The 16027-nt window shown below is 34.8% G+C and carries 11 protein-coding genes and 5 pseudogenes; 10 read left to right on the top strand and 6 right to left on the bottom strand.

Annotated elements, in window-relative coordinates:
* Window positions 1–431: 431 nt before the first annotated feature.
* A complete protein-coding gene (locus NBW39_RS06035; protein WP_250294632.1) occupies window positions 432–1304 on the bottom strand; it encodes an IS982 family transposase in 873 nt (290 codons plus the stop codon).
* A 100-nt stretch (window positions 1305–1404) separates the two neighbouring features.
* Here NBW39_RS06035 and NBW39_RS06030 point away from each other — a divergent pair.
* Together NBW39_RS06030 and NBW39_RS06025 are read left to right on the top strand one after the other, a co-directional pair.
* Window positions 1405–2216, top strand: a pseudogene (locus tag NBW39_RS06030) (transposase family protein).
* 60 nt (window positions 2217–2276) lie between these two features.
* Window positions 2277–3208: pseudogene (locus tag NBW39_RS06025) on the top strand (IS630 family transposase); the annotation flags it as partial.
* 332 nt (window positions 3209–3540) lie between these two features.
* Here NBW39_RS06025 and NBW39_RS06020 read toward each other — a convergent pair.
* Window positions 3541–4330 (bottom strand): IS5 family transposase gene (locus NBW39_RS06020; protein WP_250294658.1). Its coding sequence is split into 2 segments (ribosomal slippage): window positions 3541–4068 and window positions 4070–4330, totalling 789 coding nucleotides; the frame shifts between segments, so codons are not numbered across the junction.
* A 75-nt stretch (window positions 4331–4405) separates the two neighbouring features.
* A pseudogene (locus tag NBW39_RS06015) lies at window positions 4406–5620 on the bottom strand (IS4 family transposase).
* Window positions 5621–5886: 266 nt separating this feature from the next.
* Here NBW39_RS06015 and NBW39_RS06010 point away from each other — a divergent pair.
* From NBW39_RS06010 to NBW39_RS06000, 3 genes and pseudogenes are all read left to right on the top strand, one after another.
* A complete protein-coding gene (locus tag NBW39_RS06010; protein ID WP_370273618.1) occupies window positions 5887–6765 on the top strand; it encodes an ankyrin repeat domain-containing protein in 879 nt (292 codons plus the stop codon).
* Window positions 6766–7402: 637 nt separating this feature from the next.
* Window positions 7403–8454: pseudogene (locus NBW39_RS06005) on the top strand (IS481 family transposase).
* Window positions 8455–8677: 223 nt separating this feature from the next.
* Window positions 8678–9115, top strand: a pseudogene (locus NBW39_RS06000) (Rpn family recombination-promoting nuclease/putative transposase); the annotation flags it as partial.
* A gap of 108 nt (window positions 9116–9223) precedes the next feature.
* Here the strand turns inward: NBW39_RS06000 and NBW39_RS05995 are convergent.
* Genes NBW39_RS05995 through NBW39_RS05985 form a run of 3 tightly spaced genes read right to left on the bottom strand, consistent with a single transcriptional unit; the run spans window position 9224 to window position 10596 of the window.
* Complete coding sequence (locus NBW39_RS05995) at window positions 9224–9541, bottom strand: FtsB family cell division protein (protein ID WP_250294893.1); 318 nt, start codon at window positions 9539–9541, stop codon at window positions 9224–9226.
* 46 nt (window positions 9542–9587) lie between these two features.
* Window positions 9588–9716 (bottom strand): type B 50S ribosomal protein L36, encoded by a 129-nt coding sequence (gene ykgO, locus NBW39_RS05990; RefSeq protein WP_006279631.1) that lies wholly within the window; start codon window positions 9714–9716, stop codon window positions 9588–9590.
* 49 nt (window positions 9717–9765) lie between these two features.
* Entirely contained in the window at window positions 9766–10596 is an 831-nt protein-coding gene (locus tag NBW39_RS05985) for a pyruvate, water dikinase regulatory protein (protein WP_250294892.1), read from the bottom strand.
* A 143-nt stretch (window positions 10597–10739) separates the two neighbouring features.
* Here NBW39_RS05985 and ccmC point away from each other — a divergent pair, with 143 nt between their 5' ends.
* From ccmC to NBW39_RS05960, 5 genes are all read left to right on the top strand, one after another.
* The gene (ccmC, locus tag NBW39_RS05980) at window positions 10740–11450 is read left to right on the top strand and encodes a heme ABC transporter permease CcmC (protein ID WP_250295774.1); all 711 of its coding nucleotides are present in this window, start codon (window positions 10740–10742) and stop codon (window positions 11448–11450) included.
* A 137-nt stretch (window positions 11451–11587) separates the two neighbouring features.
* A complete protein-coding gene (locus NBW39_RS05975; RefSeq protein WP_250295773.1) occupies window positions 11588–12865 on the top strand; it encodes an adenylosuccinate synthase in 1278 nt (425 codons plus the stop codon).
* Window positions 12866–13111: 246 nt separating this feature from the next.
* Window positions 13112–13411 carry a hypothetical protein gene (locus tag NBW39_RS05970; protein ID WP_250294891.1) on the top strand — a complete coding sequence of 100 codons (300 nt, stop codon included), beginning with the start codon at window positions 13112–13114 and terminating at the stop codon, window positions 13409–13411.
* Window positions 13412–13536: 125 nt separating this feature from the next.
* Complete coding sequence (locus NBW39_RS05965; protein ID WP_250294890.1) at window positions 13537–15024, top strand: hypothetical protein; 1488 nt, start codon at window positions 13537–13539, stop codon at window positions 15022–15024.
* A gap of 34 nt (window positions 15025–15058) precedes the next feature.
* A protein-coding gene (locus tag NBW39_RS05960) for an IS5 family transposase (RefSeq protein ID WP_250294889.1) occupies window positions 15059–15851 on the top strand; the annotation gives its coding sequence in 2 pieces (ribosomal slippage) (window positions 15059–15322 and window positions 15324–15851; 792 coding nt in all).
* Window positions 15852–16027 lie beyond the last annotated feature (176 nt).

The following is a 16027-nucleotide window of genomic DNA, read 5'->3' as shown; positions in this document are numbered from 1 at the left end:
CGCGCTGTTTAAGACAGTAAAAGACGTCAAATAGACAAGGGAGAATTTGAATACTAGCTACCCTAGGGTTTCTTTGCCTTTTTTTCCGCTCAGTAAATTTCTTAACGTTTATAATTTGGGTTAGTCGCATTTAAAAGCGGCTGAATCGTAGCGTTTAGAATAAAAAACGCCAATATTTTGAAGTACATATAAATAACTAGTTAACCATGGGGCTTCTTTTGCCTTTTTTTTCATTTGGTAAATTTCTTAAATATTTATGGCTAAAGTAACTTAGGTTCACCGACAATCGTCATCCCGCTACGTGTTAGCGGGATCTATAGACCTGCTGCAAAAGATGATTGAAAAAATGATGTGAGAGAGGTAAAAGAAGAATAAGCAGATTGAGTAAGGTAAAAAAATGAGCTTTAGTTACTATAAACCCCAGTTATGGATTAACCAACGAAGTAAAGCTGAGAAATACAGGGCTTTTTCGATTGCATTGAATAAGAAATGAGGGTAGAAAAAATATGTACCAAGAAATTTACTGTGGATCTATGCCGAGTGTGCTCAAGTTCAAATTTGTTTTTTAGGCAGCCAAAAACCGTTTCAACAATCGATCTTTTCCCTAGTAAAATCTTCTCTTTCAGCGAAATCAGTGCATTTTTCATACCTTTTTTCACTTTAGTGACGAGTTTTAGACCTCTATCGAATAGTTTCTCAAAGAGCTCTTTCTTTATATAGCCCTTATCTCCAAACAAAAGTCCAGTTAGTTTTTTGGTTAGAGTTGGTACAGGTTTTCTGTCATCGACGTTACCTCTGGTTAGCGTAACACCTTGAATTTCACCTATTTCATTGATTACTACATGTAATTTAAAACCAAAAAACCAGCCGTAAGTATTCTTTCCTAACTCTGCTAATCCTTTGAAAACCTTATTTCTTGAGATTCTTTTTCGATGGCATACTGCTATTGAAGTAGAATCTATGTAGGAAATCCCGGTCATTTTTGCTTGTTCACAAAACCATTGCAAAAGTAATGCTAAATACCACAAAACTCGCGGCTTTAAGGCAATAAATCTGTGATATGAAGGCAGCTTTGAAAACTCTGATCTATAGAATAACTGAAGATAACAAAGATAAAAAGCCTTGAAGTTTTTACATGGTGATTTATGGTATAATAGGATTATGGTTAGAATTTCTGAGTGCGCTATTTCTGGTACTCTGGTTGGTTTTTTGCCGTTTGATAAGAACCTATTTGCAAAATTATCATCTACCGCACGACAAAAATCCTCGACGCAACAGTACAGTTCTGTAATATCTTTCTTCATGTGTAACCTCTTATTATTACTAAAATACTCGAGTTTACCCTGTTTCCCTCTTCTTAGTTATACTTTTATCTATTTTCTAATCCATAACTGAGGTTATAACATGAAGAAACACCCAAGAAACTTTCGTAATATAACAGGTTTAACTATAGAGGAGTTCGAAAAGGTGGTAGAAAAAGTGAAGTCTGAGTGGGAAAAACTTGAAAAACAGAAAAAGTGCCATGGTAGAAGATCACAACTACCAACTCTGGAAGACAAGTTATTTTGCGTAATTTTGTACTATCGCACTTACATAACACATAGATTTTTAGGGTGCCTGTTCAATGTGCACAACGCAAATGTATGTAGGTTACTGAAGAAAATAGAGCCATTACTTGCCAAAAAAGTTACTATAACAAAAGATAGAAGTATGACACCAGAAAAAATACTAAAGATTCTGGCTGATGTTACAGAACAGCAAACACAGAGGCCAGAAGATAGTAAAAAACGGAAGAAATCATATTCAGGAAAAAAAAGAACCAACACTATGAAAACTGAAATTGTTGTTGAGGAGAATGGAAAAATTTTGTCAGTGTCAAGGTCACATCGCGGCAAAATTCATGACTTTCGGATAAGAAAACAGGAAAATTTTTGCCAAGAAATAGTATAAAATACGCTGATTCTGGGTATCAAGGCTGGCAAAAATTGCAGAGCAATGTTGTAATTCCGTATAAAAAGTACCGTAAAAAGTCATTGACTCCAGAGCAGAAGGAACATAACAGAAGGTTAGCATCATTTAGAATGAGAGTAGAAAATAAGATTCGCGAAATAAAAATATTTAAGATTATGTCACATGTTTACCGTAATTTTCAGAAGAAATACAACTTGAGATTTAATATTATTGCTGGCATTATAAATCTTAAGCATGCCTTTTAGTTAACCTTGATTTTAGCCTTCCTACTCCCCTTTTTCTTACTTCTTGATTCGCAGCAGGTCTTAAGAAATAATGCATATGTTGCAAAAAAACTAAATGCTGTAATTGCAGCAAAAAAGCATAGTATAACAGCCGTAGCAAAAATATGTTGCATTTCAAGGAAGGCACTTACTGCATGGATAAAGCACATAAAATTTGGAAGAGAAGAAAAATTATTTGCTCCACCTCAACGCCGTAGAAAAACTATATTGAACCAAAGTCAACTTGAACAAGTTGAGGTGTGGATAGAGGAAAACCCCAATATTACTATTAAAGAAATGAGAATAAGAATCCAAGAAAGATTTGGTTTGAATATCAGCAAGTCCACAGTACACCGTAACATGCAAAGAATGAAATTCTCATATATCACACCAAGACCAGTGCATAACGGACAAGATAAAAGTAAACAAGAGGAGTGTAAAAAAAATCTCAATGAAACTATTGTCATGCATCCCGAAAAAGAGCTATTTTTCTTCGATGAATCGCGGTTTGGCACACATTCAAAGATTGGACACGGGTGGTTTAAAAAAGGCATTAGGACACAGGTTAAGGTAAAACTAGGTAGGCAAAATTTTTATCTCTATAGTGCAGTTAATCCCAGAAATGGAGAGAGTTCTAGCTTATTTGCACCGAATGTCAACACTGATTGTATGAATATATTTCTTGAGCAGATGTTGCAATATTTAGGAACACGAGAGTTGTGATGGATTGCGCTAGTTGGCATAAGTCAAAAAATTTAAAGGTACCTAAAAATATCGACATTATATACCTACCACCATACTCACCTGACCTCAATCCTGTTGAGAGGTTTTGGTTATATATAAAACAGAACATTTTACGCAATAAAATCTACGATATAATTGCTCTGCTTGAGAGCGCTTTGTGCAAATTTATTGCCTCCCTTTCCCATTCCATAATTAAACAACTCTGCAATGCTTCTTATTTGGTTCACTAATAATGAGAAGTGGTATAAGTATTGCTATGCAGACCTTTTTTGACAGTATGCATATTGCTTACCAAAAAAATATTGATGACATTAAAATAGATTCTGATATCGGTTTTGACTTCGTCGATTCTTCTGTCAGATAAGTCATGCCTGTCAGATCAAGTCTAAACTATTACATATGATGAAATCGTATCTGGATTCCAGACTGGAATGACACCATTTGTTGTGCAAATTACCTTTGCAAACAAATGTTCGTACAGCTGTGTGTCACGCACTTTGCTTCAATATTTGCACATTAGCCACTCCCCTGAACAGACAATGGCGTCAACTTAAGAACCTGTTTAAAATCTTCGTAATAAGAGAGAAATGAAGGAGAGAACAACCATCTGTAAGCTAGTGTTGAGTTTCCGCTCGCAATTTTTCCACAAACGCCTACATTTTTCCAACCAAGCAAAAGAACGCTCAACAACCCATCTCTTTGGCAATACAACGAAAGAGTGTAATTCACTTCGCTTTATTACCTCAACAGTTGCACCAATAGTAGCTTTTATTTGAGTTGCAAAATTTTCTCCTGTATAGCCAGCATCAACCAGTATATTTTTAACTTCAGAGAGGTTTTCTTCAGCCTTTTCCACCATTTCCACAGCACTGCTACGATCAGTTACTTCTGCCGTTGTTATATGAATTGCATGTGGCAAGCCTTGCGTATCAACTGCAATATGACGCTTTATGCCTGAAATCTTTTTACCTGCATCATAGCCCTTTTTTTCAGCAGTATCTGTGTTTTTAACACTTTGTGCATCAATTATACAGAAACTGGTTTTCTCTTTCCGACCATTGCTGATACGAACCTCTCCAACTAATTTTTTTTAAGACTACTTCCAGCAAGCTTGGTTCTGCTCCATTCTTTTTATTCCACATTTGAAAATAGTAATACACGTTCTCCCACCTTGGAAAATCTTTTGGCAGCATTCTCCACTGGCAGGCGCTTTTTAGGATATATAGCACTGCACAAAATACATCATACAAATCAAGTTTCCTTGGTTTTGTTTTCTTTCTGCTACTCTCCAGTATTGGTCTGATTTTTTCAAATTGTTCTTGACTTATATCGCTTGGATAGCTTTTTTGCATAGATATACCTCTTTCTTAACTATGCCTACTTTACCTCATATTTTCGAGATCCTTAACAGGTTCTAAGAGCATACATTAGCAAACTCTCCTAAAGACATGATGGCGTTTGGGCTTATCTACTTTATTGCGGCTATACAATCTTCCCGGTCGGATCTTAACTTTGGCGCGTATACTTAAAAAGGGCTTGAAAATCTTTTGGCGCAACGAGCACTTGATAAAGTTTCTGTCTCATCACACCAAATAAAACTGAAAAATTTAAACGGTACTCGGCAATTTGATCTGGGTTCCAAGGCCCTTGTGCATCACACATATGAAGCGATAATATATTGCACATGACCAAGTTTGCCCAAAATTCTTGTAATACAGCCTCTAAATTTACCCCAGAAAAATTCTCTAACTCTGCTCCTACTTTGAGTCGTTTGTAGCACTCTTCTATGTGCCACCTTAATACATAAGCTTTACTGATATCTTCCAAAGTAAATTTTTCTCGATCAAAAAGTGAAGTAACTAATACCTCTGTTTCTCCGTTAGCTAATGTCAGCTCTTACTTTCTGTCCTTTCATTTTATTTTTTAGCTTTTCATTTTCTAATATAAAATCAAAATCTGATTCGCCAGATGCAATTCGTTCCCATAGCTTGCTATAATTTCTTTTTTGCAAGCGAAAAATAAAATCTACTTCCAAATCATCATGCTGCTGAATGAATTTTACTGAAGGATAACCACGATCATAGATAAATAATAATTTCTTTTGATTTAATGAACGCATTTGAGTGATAACTTCGGGTAATTGCTCTTCCGCCAACGTTTGTTCCCAAGCCGCAAGGCGAGCACTGCAAATCAGTGAAGTACATAAATCAACAAACAAAGAAACTCTTGCCAATGGTGGCATTGTGCCTGTTGTTCCATTTGGTTTAAAGCGGCCAAACTCGGATACAATTTCCTCAGAGCTGGGTAATCTCATACCAGAACCATCTGCTGCAATAAGTCTATAGCCTCTCCAGCTCAGATTCATCTTGATAGGCTGTTTGGATGCTTAAATTCTTTAAAACCTGTATTTATACCTTGCTTTAGAAAAAGCTTGCTTTGAGGGTACATGTCAATGGCTCCATAAGTTCACATTCTATTCCCAAACTTTTTTTAACTAACTTTAAAATCATAGAAAATACTGTCGTAAAAGGGAGTTTTCTTGTTCGCGTGAAACTGTTCTTTCCAACACAATGGATTCTCTGAAAAGCTTTCGAGTATATTATATTTTTAATTTGTAGAATAAAATTTTTTCCTTTTTGCATGTTTTACCTAAAAAGGACACATTTTAGACTTCTTTGTTGAAATAAAACAGCAACAAAAGTGCTATTTATTGCAGCTTTTGGGTAATTTAATGGTAAAAATTTTAGAGAGAATTTTTATACACTATCACCGATATTTTTCCTTAAGTTGACGCCATTGCCTGAACGGATACTAAATTTCTCTAATTGTGATTAAAATCTTAATTATTATTAATATTATATTAATAAAAACTTAATAATAGTTCTTAATAATATATGAACTAATATGTTTGCAATTTCGTATGACAAAGGAAACAAAAGATGGATATGCTTCCTTATATGTTGCAATTCAGGAAGGTAATATCGAAGCTGCAGAGCTACTAATAAAGTATGGCGTAAACGTCAATAATAATGGTGAGCGCAATCGTACACCACTGCATATTGCCATTGGACGTAAACAATTAGAAATAGCGAAATTGCTGATAAAAAATGGAGCAAACGTTAATGCAAAAACAAAAATCAATAGTAAAGATGGTTTAACACCAATGCATTTTGCAGTGTTTGCAGATACGCCAGAATTTATAGAATTACTAGCTAGCCATGGTGCATTGATTAATGAAAGAGAAAGCACCGAAGGATACACTCCTCTTCACTTTGCTGCTTTGTATGGTAATAAAAATATAATACAAGCCTTAATTGATAAAGGGCAAGATATTGAAGATATAGATAACAATGGGCGAACAGCTCTATTTTTAGCTATCCGGCAATGCACTGAAGCAGAAAATGATAGCAGAGTAGAAGTTATCAGGTATTTAATAAACGAGCTCAAAGCAGACATAACAAAAAAAGACAATAATAACAATACAGTACTCTTTCCTGCCGCTAATAATTGCCCTGGAAAAGTGGTAGAATTCATCATTGAGCAATATATAAAAATCTTTGAGTTAAAGAATTTTATCAACCACAAAAATAATGATGGAATGGATGCTTTAGATATTGCGCTGAATAGTGAAAACAAAAAAGCTATTGAAGTATTAAGATCATATAGAGCAGATATTGAGAATAAGGTAGATGGTAGTACTCAAAAAATTACTGCAGAAAAACCAAGTAGTACCCTAGATGGAGCAAAAAGTGTAGAGATAGCATCTCCAATTAAGCAAAAAGTATAAGCTTTGTATCTGTTCAGGCAATGACGTCAACTTAAGAGCCTTCATTATCAAACTCTCCTAAAGACATGATGGCGTTTAGCACTTTATCGCTGTTATTTGCATGTTTCACCTAAAAAGGACGCATTTTAGACTTCTTTGTTGAAATAAAATAGAAACAAAAGTGCTGTTTATTGCAGCTTTTGGGTAATTTAATGGTAAAAGTTTTATAGAGAAACTTTACACACAATTACTGATATTTTTCCTTAAGTTGATGCCATTGTCTGTTCAGATGCATGGCTAATGCTGAAACAAAAATTCCAGTGCTCCCTTTCTTGTCATCCCAGTCTGGGATCCAGATTGGGCACTAAGTTGGTAAACACGAAAGCGCTTTACAACGTTTTCGATGGAACTGCGCGAAAGAACTGGATGCCAGTGTCACGCACTGGCATGACACCCATTTGTTCCTATAGTTGTCTTTTCTCGTCTACCTTATTTTGCCACTCTGCTGAACAGATACCGCTAACCAAACTAGAACTTACTATTTATAGCTGCAGCCTTAAGCAACGTATCTTATTTGTTTATGAAAATTGGTGTAATAATGTGTAATAGTTTAGACTTGATCTGACAGGCAAACAAAGTAAGATAAAAATATGAACAAATTTTAAAGGAGTGTCAGGCAACACAAGAAAAAATACTAAAACCAAAGTTGGGATTGCTAGAACTTGCAAAGCAATTAGGAAATGTATCACAGGCGTGTAAGGTAATGGGATATTCAAGGGATACATTTTACCGCTTCAAAGAACTGTATGAAACAGGAGGAGAAGAGCGAAAAGCAAGCCATTATATGCAAATAGAGTATCGGAGGATATAGAAAAAGCAGTAATTGAAATAGCAATAGAATTTCCAGCATATGGACAAGAAAGAGCAGCAAACGAAGAGAGGAATTCTCATCTCTGCAAGTGGAATAAGATCAGTGTGGCAAAGAAACAATCTTGAAAATTTCAAAAAGAGGTTAAAGGCATTAGAAGCAAAAGTAGCTCAGCATTTTAACAGAAGAGCAGATAACAGCTCTAGAGAAGGCTAAGGAAGAAAAAGAGGCCCATGGAGAAATTGAAACAGAGCATCCAGGATACTTGGGTAGCCAAGACAGTTATTATGTGGGTAATATCAAAGGTATTGGAAGAATTTACCAGCAAACCTTTGTTGATACCTATTCTAGAGTTGCTTTTGCTAAGCTTTACACAGAAAGGACTGCTATCACAGGTGCAGATCTTCTTAATGATAGGGTAATACCGTTTTTTGATGAACAGAAAGTATCATTACTACGCGTTTTGACGGATCGTGGTACAGAGTATTGTGGCAGACCGGAAAATCACGCTTACCAGCTGTATTTGGGGGTAGAAAATATTGATCATTCTCGAACCAAAGCTCGTTCTCCACAGACTAATGGCATATGTGAAAGGTTCCACAGAACTATGCAAGATCAATATTATCTTTAGAAAGAAAATTTACACCTCTTTGGCAGAACTTCAGTTAGATGTAGACCATTGGGTGCATTCTTACAATAGATCTAGACCGCATTCAGGTAAATATTGCTATCCTATGCAAACCTTTTTTGATAGTATGCATATTGCTTATCAGAAAAATATTGATAGCATTAAACAGGATGCTGATTTTGGTTTTGACTTTGTCAATTCTTCTGTCAGTTAATTCACGCCTGTCAGATCAAGTCTAAACTATTACAGTTAAAAACATGTTGCCGTCCACTTCCGCCTAACAAGTATAATGCGGCTTGACAAATTTGTTGTCATATCAGACCGCGGAGAGAACCATGGAAGCATGCTACTTAATCTATGTAAAATTATTAAAGATTATGGAGGAAATATGCTATTTTGATTTGTGTAAAAATTATTGTTGACTTATGTGCAATTAGAGAACCAACGGCCATTACTTAAAAGATTTTCAATTTGTCTTTATTGAGTTACCTAAATTTACAAAAAGCAAAGTAGAACAGCTAGAAAGCATAGTAGATCGTTGGCTATTTTTCTTTAAATATGCTGAAGAAACAACAGATGAAGATCTAAAAAAAATTGCAGAAAAGGCACCAATAATAAAGTTAGCCTACGATGAATTAGACAGATTTAGCTGGAATGAAAAGGATTTAGTAGCTTATGAAGAAAGAATAATGGATCTACGCAAAGAAGAAGCCATTCTTGAATACAGACTTGATCTTGCTAAAGAGGAAGGTAGAAAAGAAAGGGAAATTGAAGTTGCAAAAGCAATGCTGGCTAATAATGTTGATGTCAACACTATTGTCAAGTGTACTGGCCTTTCTATTAGTGAGATTGAAGAATTAAGTGGAAATCTGTGAACGGTTACCTTAGATTTACCTACAATTTGGTAACCCGTCATTCCGCTGCTTGTTAGCGGAATCTACAACGAGATACCGCGGCGGTATGACGTAGGGAGATCTCTACTGCTATTCCATGTCAAGAACAACCATAAGTTCATTAGGGTTCACATAACCTAAAGCATTTTTTGCTTGCTCATCAAGCAGATCTAAATCTAAGCTTTTTTCATACAAGCCAAATACTTTGTTGTCCAACTTTTCCTTTTCAGAAGAGACATCCTTTAGCAAAAGTTTATTGTACTCGATTTCTTTTTTTAAATCGATTAACGTCAATAAGCCACGTTTACCTGTAATTGTGCTAATGCTGAAATATAATGTAAGAAAAGAAATGAGTAAGGCTGCGCTTAAACACAGTAACTTTTGCTTCTTTTTAGATATAAGCACCATACTTTCACATACAAGAAATACATAACATGAAAAGGTGAACAAAAAGCTAAGAACCTTGACGCGCTTTACACCTTGGCTTTACCTTATTTATAATGTAAATCTTACCACCCCTTTTCACAACTTTACAATTTTTATCTCTATTACGATGAGATTTTAGCGACCCTTTGACTTTCATATCTATAGTAAGAATTAAATTACTTTACATTATAATCACTTATCAAGAGTTAGTCAATTGATAACATTTTATTAAAATATTGTATAATTGTTGCTGATACTTCTTCGATCGACTTTTGCGTGACATCAATGATTGGCCAGTTATTCTGCTTAAATAGTTCCTCTGCTTCTTTAATTTCCTCTTCTACTTTTTCAGGATCAGCATATATATTATTATCTTCGTTGTTAATTGAAGTAAGTCTATTTTTGCGTATTTCTATTAGTCTACTTACGTCTATTGTTACCCCTATCGTCAGTTTATTTTCTAATTTTGCTAAGTCGACATAAAAGGGTACCCCACTAACAAAAGGAATATTTGCAACCTTATAGCCTCGGTAAGCTAAATACGTACTGGTGGGAGATTTTGATGTACGTGAAACTCCAACCAAAATTATATCTGCTTTATCAATATCTTGAATATTTTGCCCATCATCATGATTAATAGTGTAGTTTATTGCCTCAATGCGCTGAAAATATCCGTTGTTTATCTCAGTATGCAAGTCAAGCTTTTCGTCTTTTTCAATTTCAAGATAGGACGAAATTTCTCTAATAATATGTGATAATATTGCTCTATAGGGAATTTTCAACTTTATACAGTTATCTTTTAGATATTTTCTTAGCTCATCATCAGTAATAGTGCATATAACAAAGTTATGCTCATCACTTTTCCTATTAATTTCCTCCAGAATTTTGTCAATCTGCTCCTCTTTTTTCACAAAAGACCAAACATATTCGATCGTTTCTATAGAGCGAAAGTGTTTCAGAGCTGATTTTGCAACTGATATAACAGTTTCACCACTTGAATCTGATACTAAGTGTAAATTAAGCTTTTTAAGGGTCATGTTTTATATAGTGTTATACTAAAAATAATAGCAAGCTACTCAAATTATGCTAATTTGTTGACCTACGTAAATATAGAAAAACTATCCTGTTGATAAAACTCAAACTAATTGGTAAATTCTTAACACAATTATTCTCAAAACGAATGTTTTTATTAAAGCCTACAAATTTCTCTTCTTTTTCTAAGAAAGCTCTACCTTGGCTTGGGGTTATTTGTTTCGCATGTTTTTTAATTGGAATGTTTTTGGCGTTATTCTTTTCCCCAGAAGATTATAAACAAGGAGAAATTGTACGAATTATGTACATTCATGTGCCTTCTGCATGGCTTGCTCTTGGAATATATGGACTTATTGCATCACTCAGTTTCATTTCATTGGTGTGGAACAATAGCATTGCTAGTATCTTGGCACATGCTGCTGCTCCTGCAGGGACAGTCTTTTCTGCAATATGCTTAATCACAGGTAGCATCTGGGGAAAAGGAACCTGGGGCACTTGGTGGGTATGGGATGCAAGGCTTACTTCAATGCTGATTTTATTTTTCCTATATGTTGGATACCTTTCATTGTGGAGCGCTTTTGATAATGAAGCGAGAGCAGAAAAATCAGCAGCAGTATTTGCCATTTTTAGTGCTATAAATATTCCCGTAGTAAAATTTTCTGTGAATTTATGGTCTACTCTCCACCAGCCTGCAAGTATTCTAAGAAGAGGTGGAGTAGCAATAGAGAGTTCCCTGCTGTTGCCACTCATTGTAATGTTTATGTTTTGTGCCACATTTTTTTTAGTAGTGTGGATACTGTATTCGCTTTACTTAATTAATTTATATAAGATAAAGAGAGAAATTAGTGTGCGATATTAGGTGGTCTTGCAATTCTATAGTAAAAATGTTTAATCTGACTTGAACACTCTTTACTTTAAGAGATGTAGGATTTTAAATTTCTCTTTCCATTTGTAGCGTATTGCATTAATATTTATGTATTAATTTAGAAAATAATGATGAATAACATTGTAATTGTTGGTCTGCAATGGGGTGACGAAGGCAAGGGTAAAATAGTAGATTATCTTTCTGAGAATGCAGATGCAGTTGTGAGATTTCAGGGAGGAAATAATGCAGGGCACACTATAGTAATAGATGATGAGGTTTATAAATTAAATTTACTGCCCTCTGCTGTTTTGAGGCCAGGCAAAATATCTATCATAGGAAATGGCGTTGCTCTTGATCCACACGCTCTAATCTCAGAAATAGAGTCATTGAAAATTAAAGGAGTAGACGTAAACCATAACAATTTGATGGTATCTGAAAGCTGTCCATTAATACTTAGCGTACATAAGGATAAGGAAAAGCTATTTGAAGACTTAAACGGAAATCGCAAAATTGGTACAACAAACAAAGGGATAGGACCATGTTATGAAGATAAAGTTGGAAGGAGAGCTATACGCCTTTGTGACTTAGAAAACGCAGATGAGCTCAATAAAAGGGTAGATACTCTTTTGAATTACCATAATGCTATCAGGAAAGGCCTTAACTACCAGGTGGTTAAAAAAGAAGAAATATTAAAGGAAATTCAAGAAATTTCAGAAAAAATTCTTTCATATAAAAAACCTGTGTGGAAGATATTAAATGACTTTATGAAAGAAGGTAAGAAAGTAATATTTGAAGGCGCCCAAGGCACATTTTTAGATATTGACCACGGAACTTACCCTTTTGTTACTTCAAGTAATACTGTAGCGTCGCAAGCAATAACAGGCTCAGGATTAGCCTCCAATGCTTACATTATTGGTGTGGCAAAAGCTTATACAACCAGAGTGGGCAATGGTCCATTCCCTACTGAGCAAAAGAACGAAGTGGGGGATAGCTTATTTACTATAGGCAAGGAATTTGGAACAGTGAGCAATAGAAGAAGGCGCTGCGGATGGTTTGACGCAGTTTTAGTGCGCCAGGCTGCACAACTTTCTGGAGTTTCAAGCATTGTATTAACCAAATTAGATGTGCTTGATTCTTTTGATACAATTAAAATATGCACTGGTTACAAGTATAGCGGAAAAATGTATGATTATTTACCCGCATTGCATTCAATGCAAGAGGAATTAGAGCCAATATATGAAGAGTTTCCTGGCTGGAAAGAAAACACTCAAGGGAAAAGGTCGATTGAAGCATTACCTATCAATTTAATAAAATATATAGACAGGTTAGAAAAATTAATAGGTGTACCAATTCATCTAATTTCAACTAGTCCAAAGAGAGAGGATATTACTGAGCTTAAAGATTTCTGAAAACGTCTTTTAACTTTTATCCAATAAAAAAAATACTTGCATAACTCAAAATACTAAGTCTATTATATAAGATATTATTATAAACTTATAGTGAGTAGTGTACAATGAAAGACAAAAGCTTAAGGTTAACACTTGCAGTTATTTTCAACACAATTAAGTTAATAACAAAAGTTAGTGTAGAACGAGGTTTGATTTTTTAATATATGTTAATTAGTATAATATAAATATAGTCAAAGGAGGTATGTTATGATTGGAGGTTTGACTAAGGGAGACAAAGCAGCAGAGGCAGGAAAAATAGGTGATCAATTTGAAAAGCATTTTTGTATTGGACCAACTTCACTGAATAGGGAAGTTTATTGCTCTACGCTTATCTACCATACATTCAAAGAGTTATATTCACAATTAGGTAATATCTCTTATGCTAATAAAACGAGATCAGAAAAAGAAATAATCGATTTTTATGTTCTACCTCAATTTGCACGTTTTAAAGAAATTTTTGATGAAGGTATAAAAAAGATCCTTCGTTTGAAAATTCTGCTATTGTAAAGTTTTGCCACTCAATTATAAAAGATAATAAATTACTTAAAGAACTAGAAGAAGTTAGTATTCCTGCCAAAAACTCTAGTGTAAAGGCAAGGATAAGCTTTCAACTGAAAAATCTGAAAGAAAAGGTGTGGTTCTTAAGAAAACTAAAGGAAAAAAAGAATTTCACTTACGTGCAGGGGGCTTTTGGGGAGGAGTGGAGTTTTTATGACCTAATAAACGATAGAGATTTTAAACAAACGTACATAGATAAAGCAGTAACAGAGTCTGCTAATAAGAGCTTTAAGGAAGATCTAAATAAATACATAGAGTTGGCAGAGCAGGGAAAAAAAGCTGCAAGTAAATATTTTGAGAGGGAAGGTGTAGAGCTTCGAGCTTATTACACAGAAACTGACAACACTCATAGAGTTTTGAATGTTAACCTTATTCATTACGATAAGAGTGAGCCAACAAGGATTAGTGACATTTTACAGCAAGAGAAAGAATTGAATATCTATTGCAATAAAAAACATGAAATACACGCTCATCAAGAAGATAAGAAAAGATATTATGAATTTAAAGAAGGCGCATGTTATGAAATGACAAGCACTTGGCCTGTAAAGGATGAGTTCGGGAATGTTTCAATTTGTACCATGATTATGAATGTGAGTAGCGATGGCATAACTGAAATACTAAAATTTGATAGTAAAGATTCTGTGTCATCGAAGGGGATCCTAGAATTAATAAAGCAAAACGATGAATTATATATTCAAGGTCTCTCTTTATATGATGCTGTAATGAAATCACTAGAAAAGGGTAAGGCTGCTGATGTTGTACCTACTGCTAATAATAATTTTCAAAATGAGTCTATAACGGCCTATCAAGATAAGGAACCAGAGGGGAAATTAGACCCTAAAGTTGATGATGACAATAGCCTTCCTCCTTCTATTAATAGCAATGCATTAATTCAAACAGAAGTCAATTTACAGCACACTGAAACTCAACCAGAAGTTGCTTCACAACAAATGGATGAATTGATTTTAAATAATCAGATGCTGTCCGAAGAAAACGTTGAATTGAAGCAAGAAGAAGCAGAGTTGCAAGTGATAAATCATGAATTAACACAAGAAAATCAGCAACTACAGGAGAAACTAGAAACAACCCAAGCAGAAGATAATCAAACAATTGTAAAAGAGAGGCAGAATAGCGATTTACAAGATAAACTTGGAGAAGAGGGACTAAAATTCGATATTGAAGAGCCAGAAAATGAGTACGAGGAATTCACAGAAGATATGATGCTTACACTTGAACTCACTGAAGATAATGTTGATGAATTAGAAGAGAGCCGTGATGCATTGAGCGACATCATTGCAGATAAAATTCAGACAATTGAAGAAATGAAAGAAGAAATAGAAAACTTAAACAATCAAGTGAAATACTTAGAAGGTCAAGTTACTCATGAACAAAGAATGAATGAGATCCCCAATGATTACGTACAAAAACTTTATACTATAACAGGAAACATTCCTAGTGAGTCTGATAATGCTCCACTAAAACAGGGAAGGTTATCCAGATCTTTAAGCATTGATGACGGATATGATAGCTGTAAGAACCTGTTCATAATCTCAAAAAAGTGATAAACTATGAGATGATGTATATGAATAAGGATATATGAGAAATTTATACCCAAGTGACATAAGTCGAGAACAATTTGAAAAAATCAGATCAATTCTGGAGAGTAGTAGGAAGAAAACAAAACCAAGAAAACTTGATTTGTATGATGTATTTTGTGCAGTGCTGTACGTCCTAAAAAGTGCCTGTCAGTGGAGAATGCTGCCAAAAGATTTTCCAAAATGGCGAAGTTGTTACGAATATTTTAAAAAATGGAGTGAAAAACCAAGCGAAGATACAGAAAGTACTTTGGAGCGTGTATTAAAAAAAATTAGTTGGAGAGACACGTATCAGCAATGGTCGGAAAGAAAGAACTAGTTTTTGTATAATTGATGCTCAGAGCGTAAAAAATGCAGATACTGCTGAAAATAAGGGCTACGATGCAGGTAAAAAAATTTCAGGAATAAAGCTCCATATTGCAGTAGATACACAAGGTTTACCACACGCGATTTATGTAACAACGGCAGAAGCAACCGACCGCAGCAGTGCCATGAAAATGGTCGAAAATGCTAAAGAAAAACTCTCTGAAGTTAAAAATATACTTGTTGATGCAGGCTACACTGGAGAAAATTTTGCAACACAAATAAAAGCAACTATTGGTTCGACGGTCGAAGTAATAAAGCGAAGTGAATTACACACCTTTGTTGTACTGCCAAAGAGATGGGTTGTTGAGCGCTCTTTTGCTTGGTTGGAAAAATGTAGGCGTTTGTGGAAAAATTGCGAGCGGAAACTCAACACTAGCTTACAAATGGTCGTTCTTGCTTTCACTTCTTTACTCCTTAAAAGATTATGAACAGGTTCTAAGGAAAATTGTGATGATGATTTATCTTCCAACATAAATCCTATAAGTTCTGTTAAGGGGAAGGCAAAGAGTAGAAACCGTAGCTCGTCTTCTCTTGGTGAGGTTGAATGAAAGTGAAAAATGCAGGTTCGAAAGCATTATTGTGAAGATGGTTGGTAGCAAGAGAA

Origin of the sequence: Wolbachia endosymbiont of Oedothorax gibbosus, from assembly GCF_936270435.1 — a bacterium.
Classification (GTDB): domain Bacteria; phylum Pseudomonadota; class Alphaproteobacteria; order Rickettsiales; family Anaplasmataceae; genus Wolbachia.
Note: the sequence above shows the minus strand (reverse complement) of the source record. Positions and strands in the feature narration are given on the sequence as shown.

Excerpts from the sequence above, each read along its gene's own strand:
- NBW39_RS06035 (WP_250294632.1), bottom strand. The coding sequence starts at position 1,304 with ATGAAGAAAGATATTACAGAACTGTACTGTTGCGTCGAGGATTTTTGT.
- NBW39_RS05995 (WP_250294893.1), bottom strand. The coding sequence starts at position 9,541 with ATGGTGCTTATATCTAAAAAGAAGCAAAAGTTACTGTGTTTAAGCGCA.
- ykgO (WP_006279631.1), bottom strand. The coding sequence starts at position 9,716 with ATGAAAGTCAAAGGGTCGCTAAAATCTCATCGTAATAGAGATAAAAAT.
- NBW39_RS05985 (WP_250294892.1), bottom strand. The coding sequence starts at position 10,596 with ATGACCCTTAAAAAGCTTAATTTACACTTAGTATCAGATTCAAGTGGT.
- ccmC (WP_250295774.1), top strand. The coding sequence starts at position 10,740 with ATGTTTTTATTAAAGCCTACAAATTTCTCTTCTTTTTCTAAGAAAGCT.
- NBW39_RS05975 (WP_250295773.1), top strand. The coding sequence starts at position 11,588 with ATGAATAACATTGTAATTGTTGGTCTGCAATGGGGTGACGAAGGCAAG.
- NBW39_RS05970 (WP_250294891.1), top strand. The coding sequence starts at position 13,112 with ATGATTGGAGGTTTGACTAAGGGAGACAAAGCAGCAGAGGCAGGAAAA.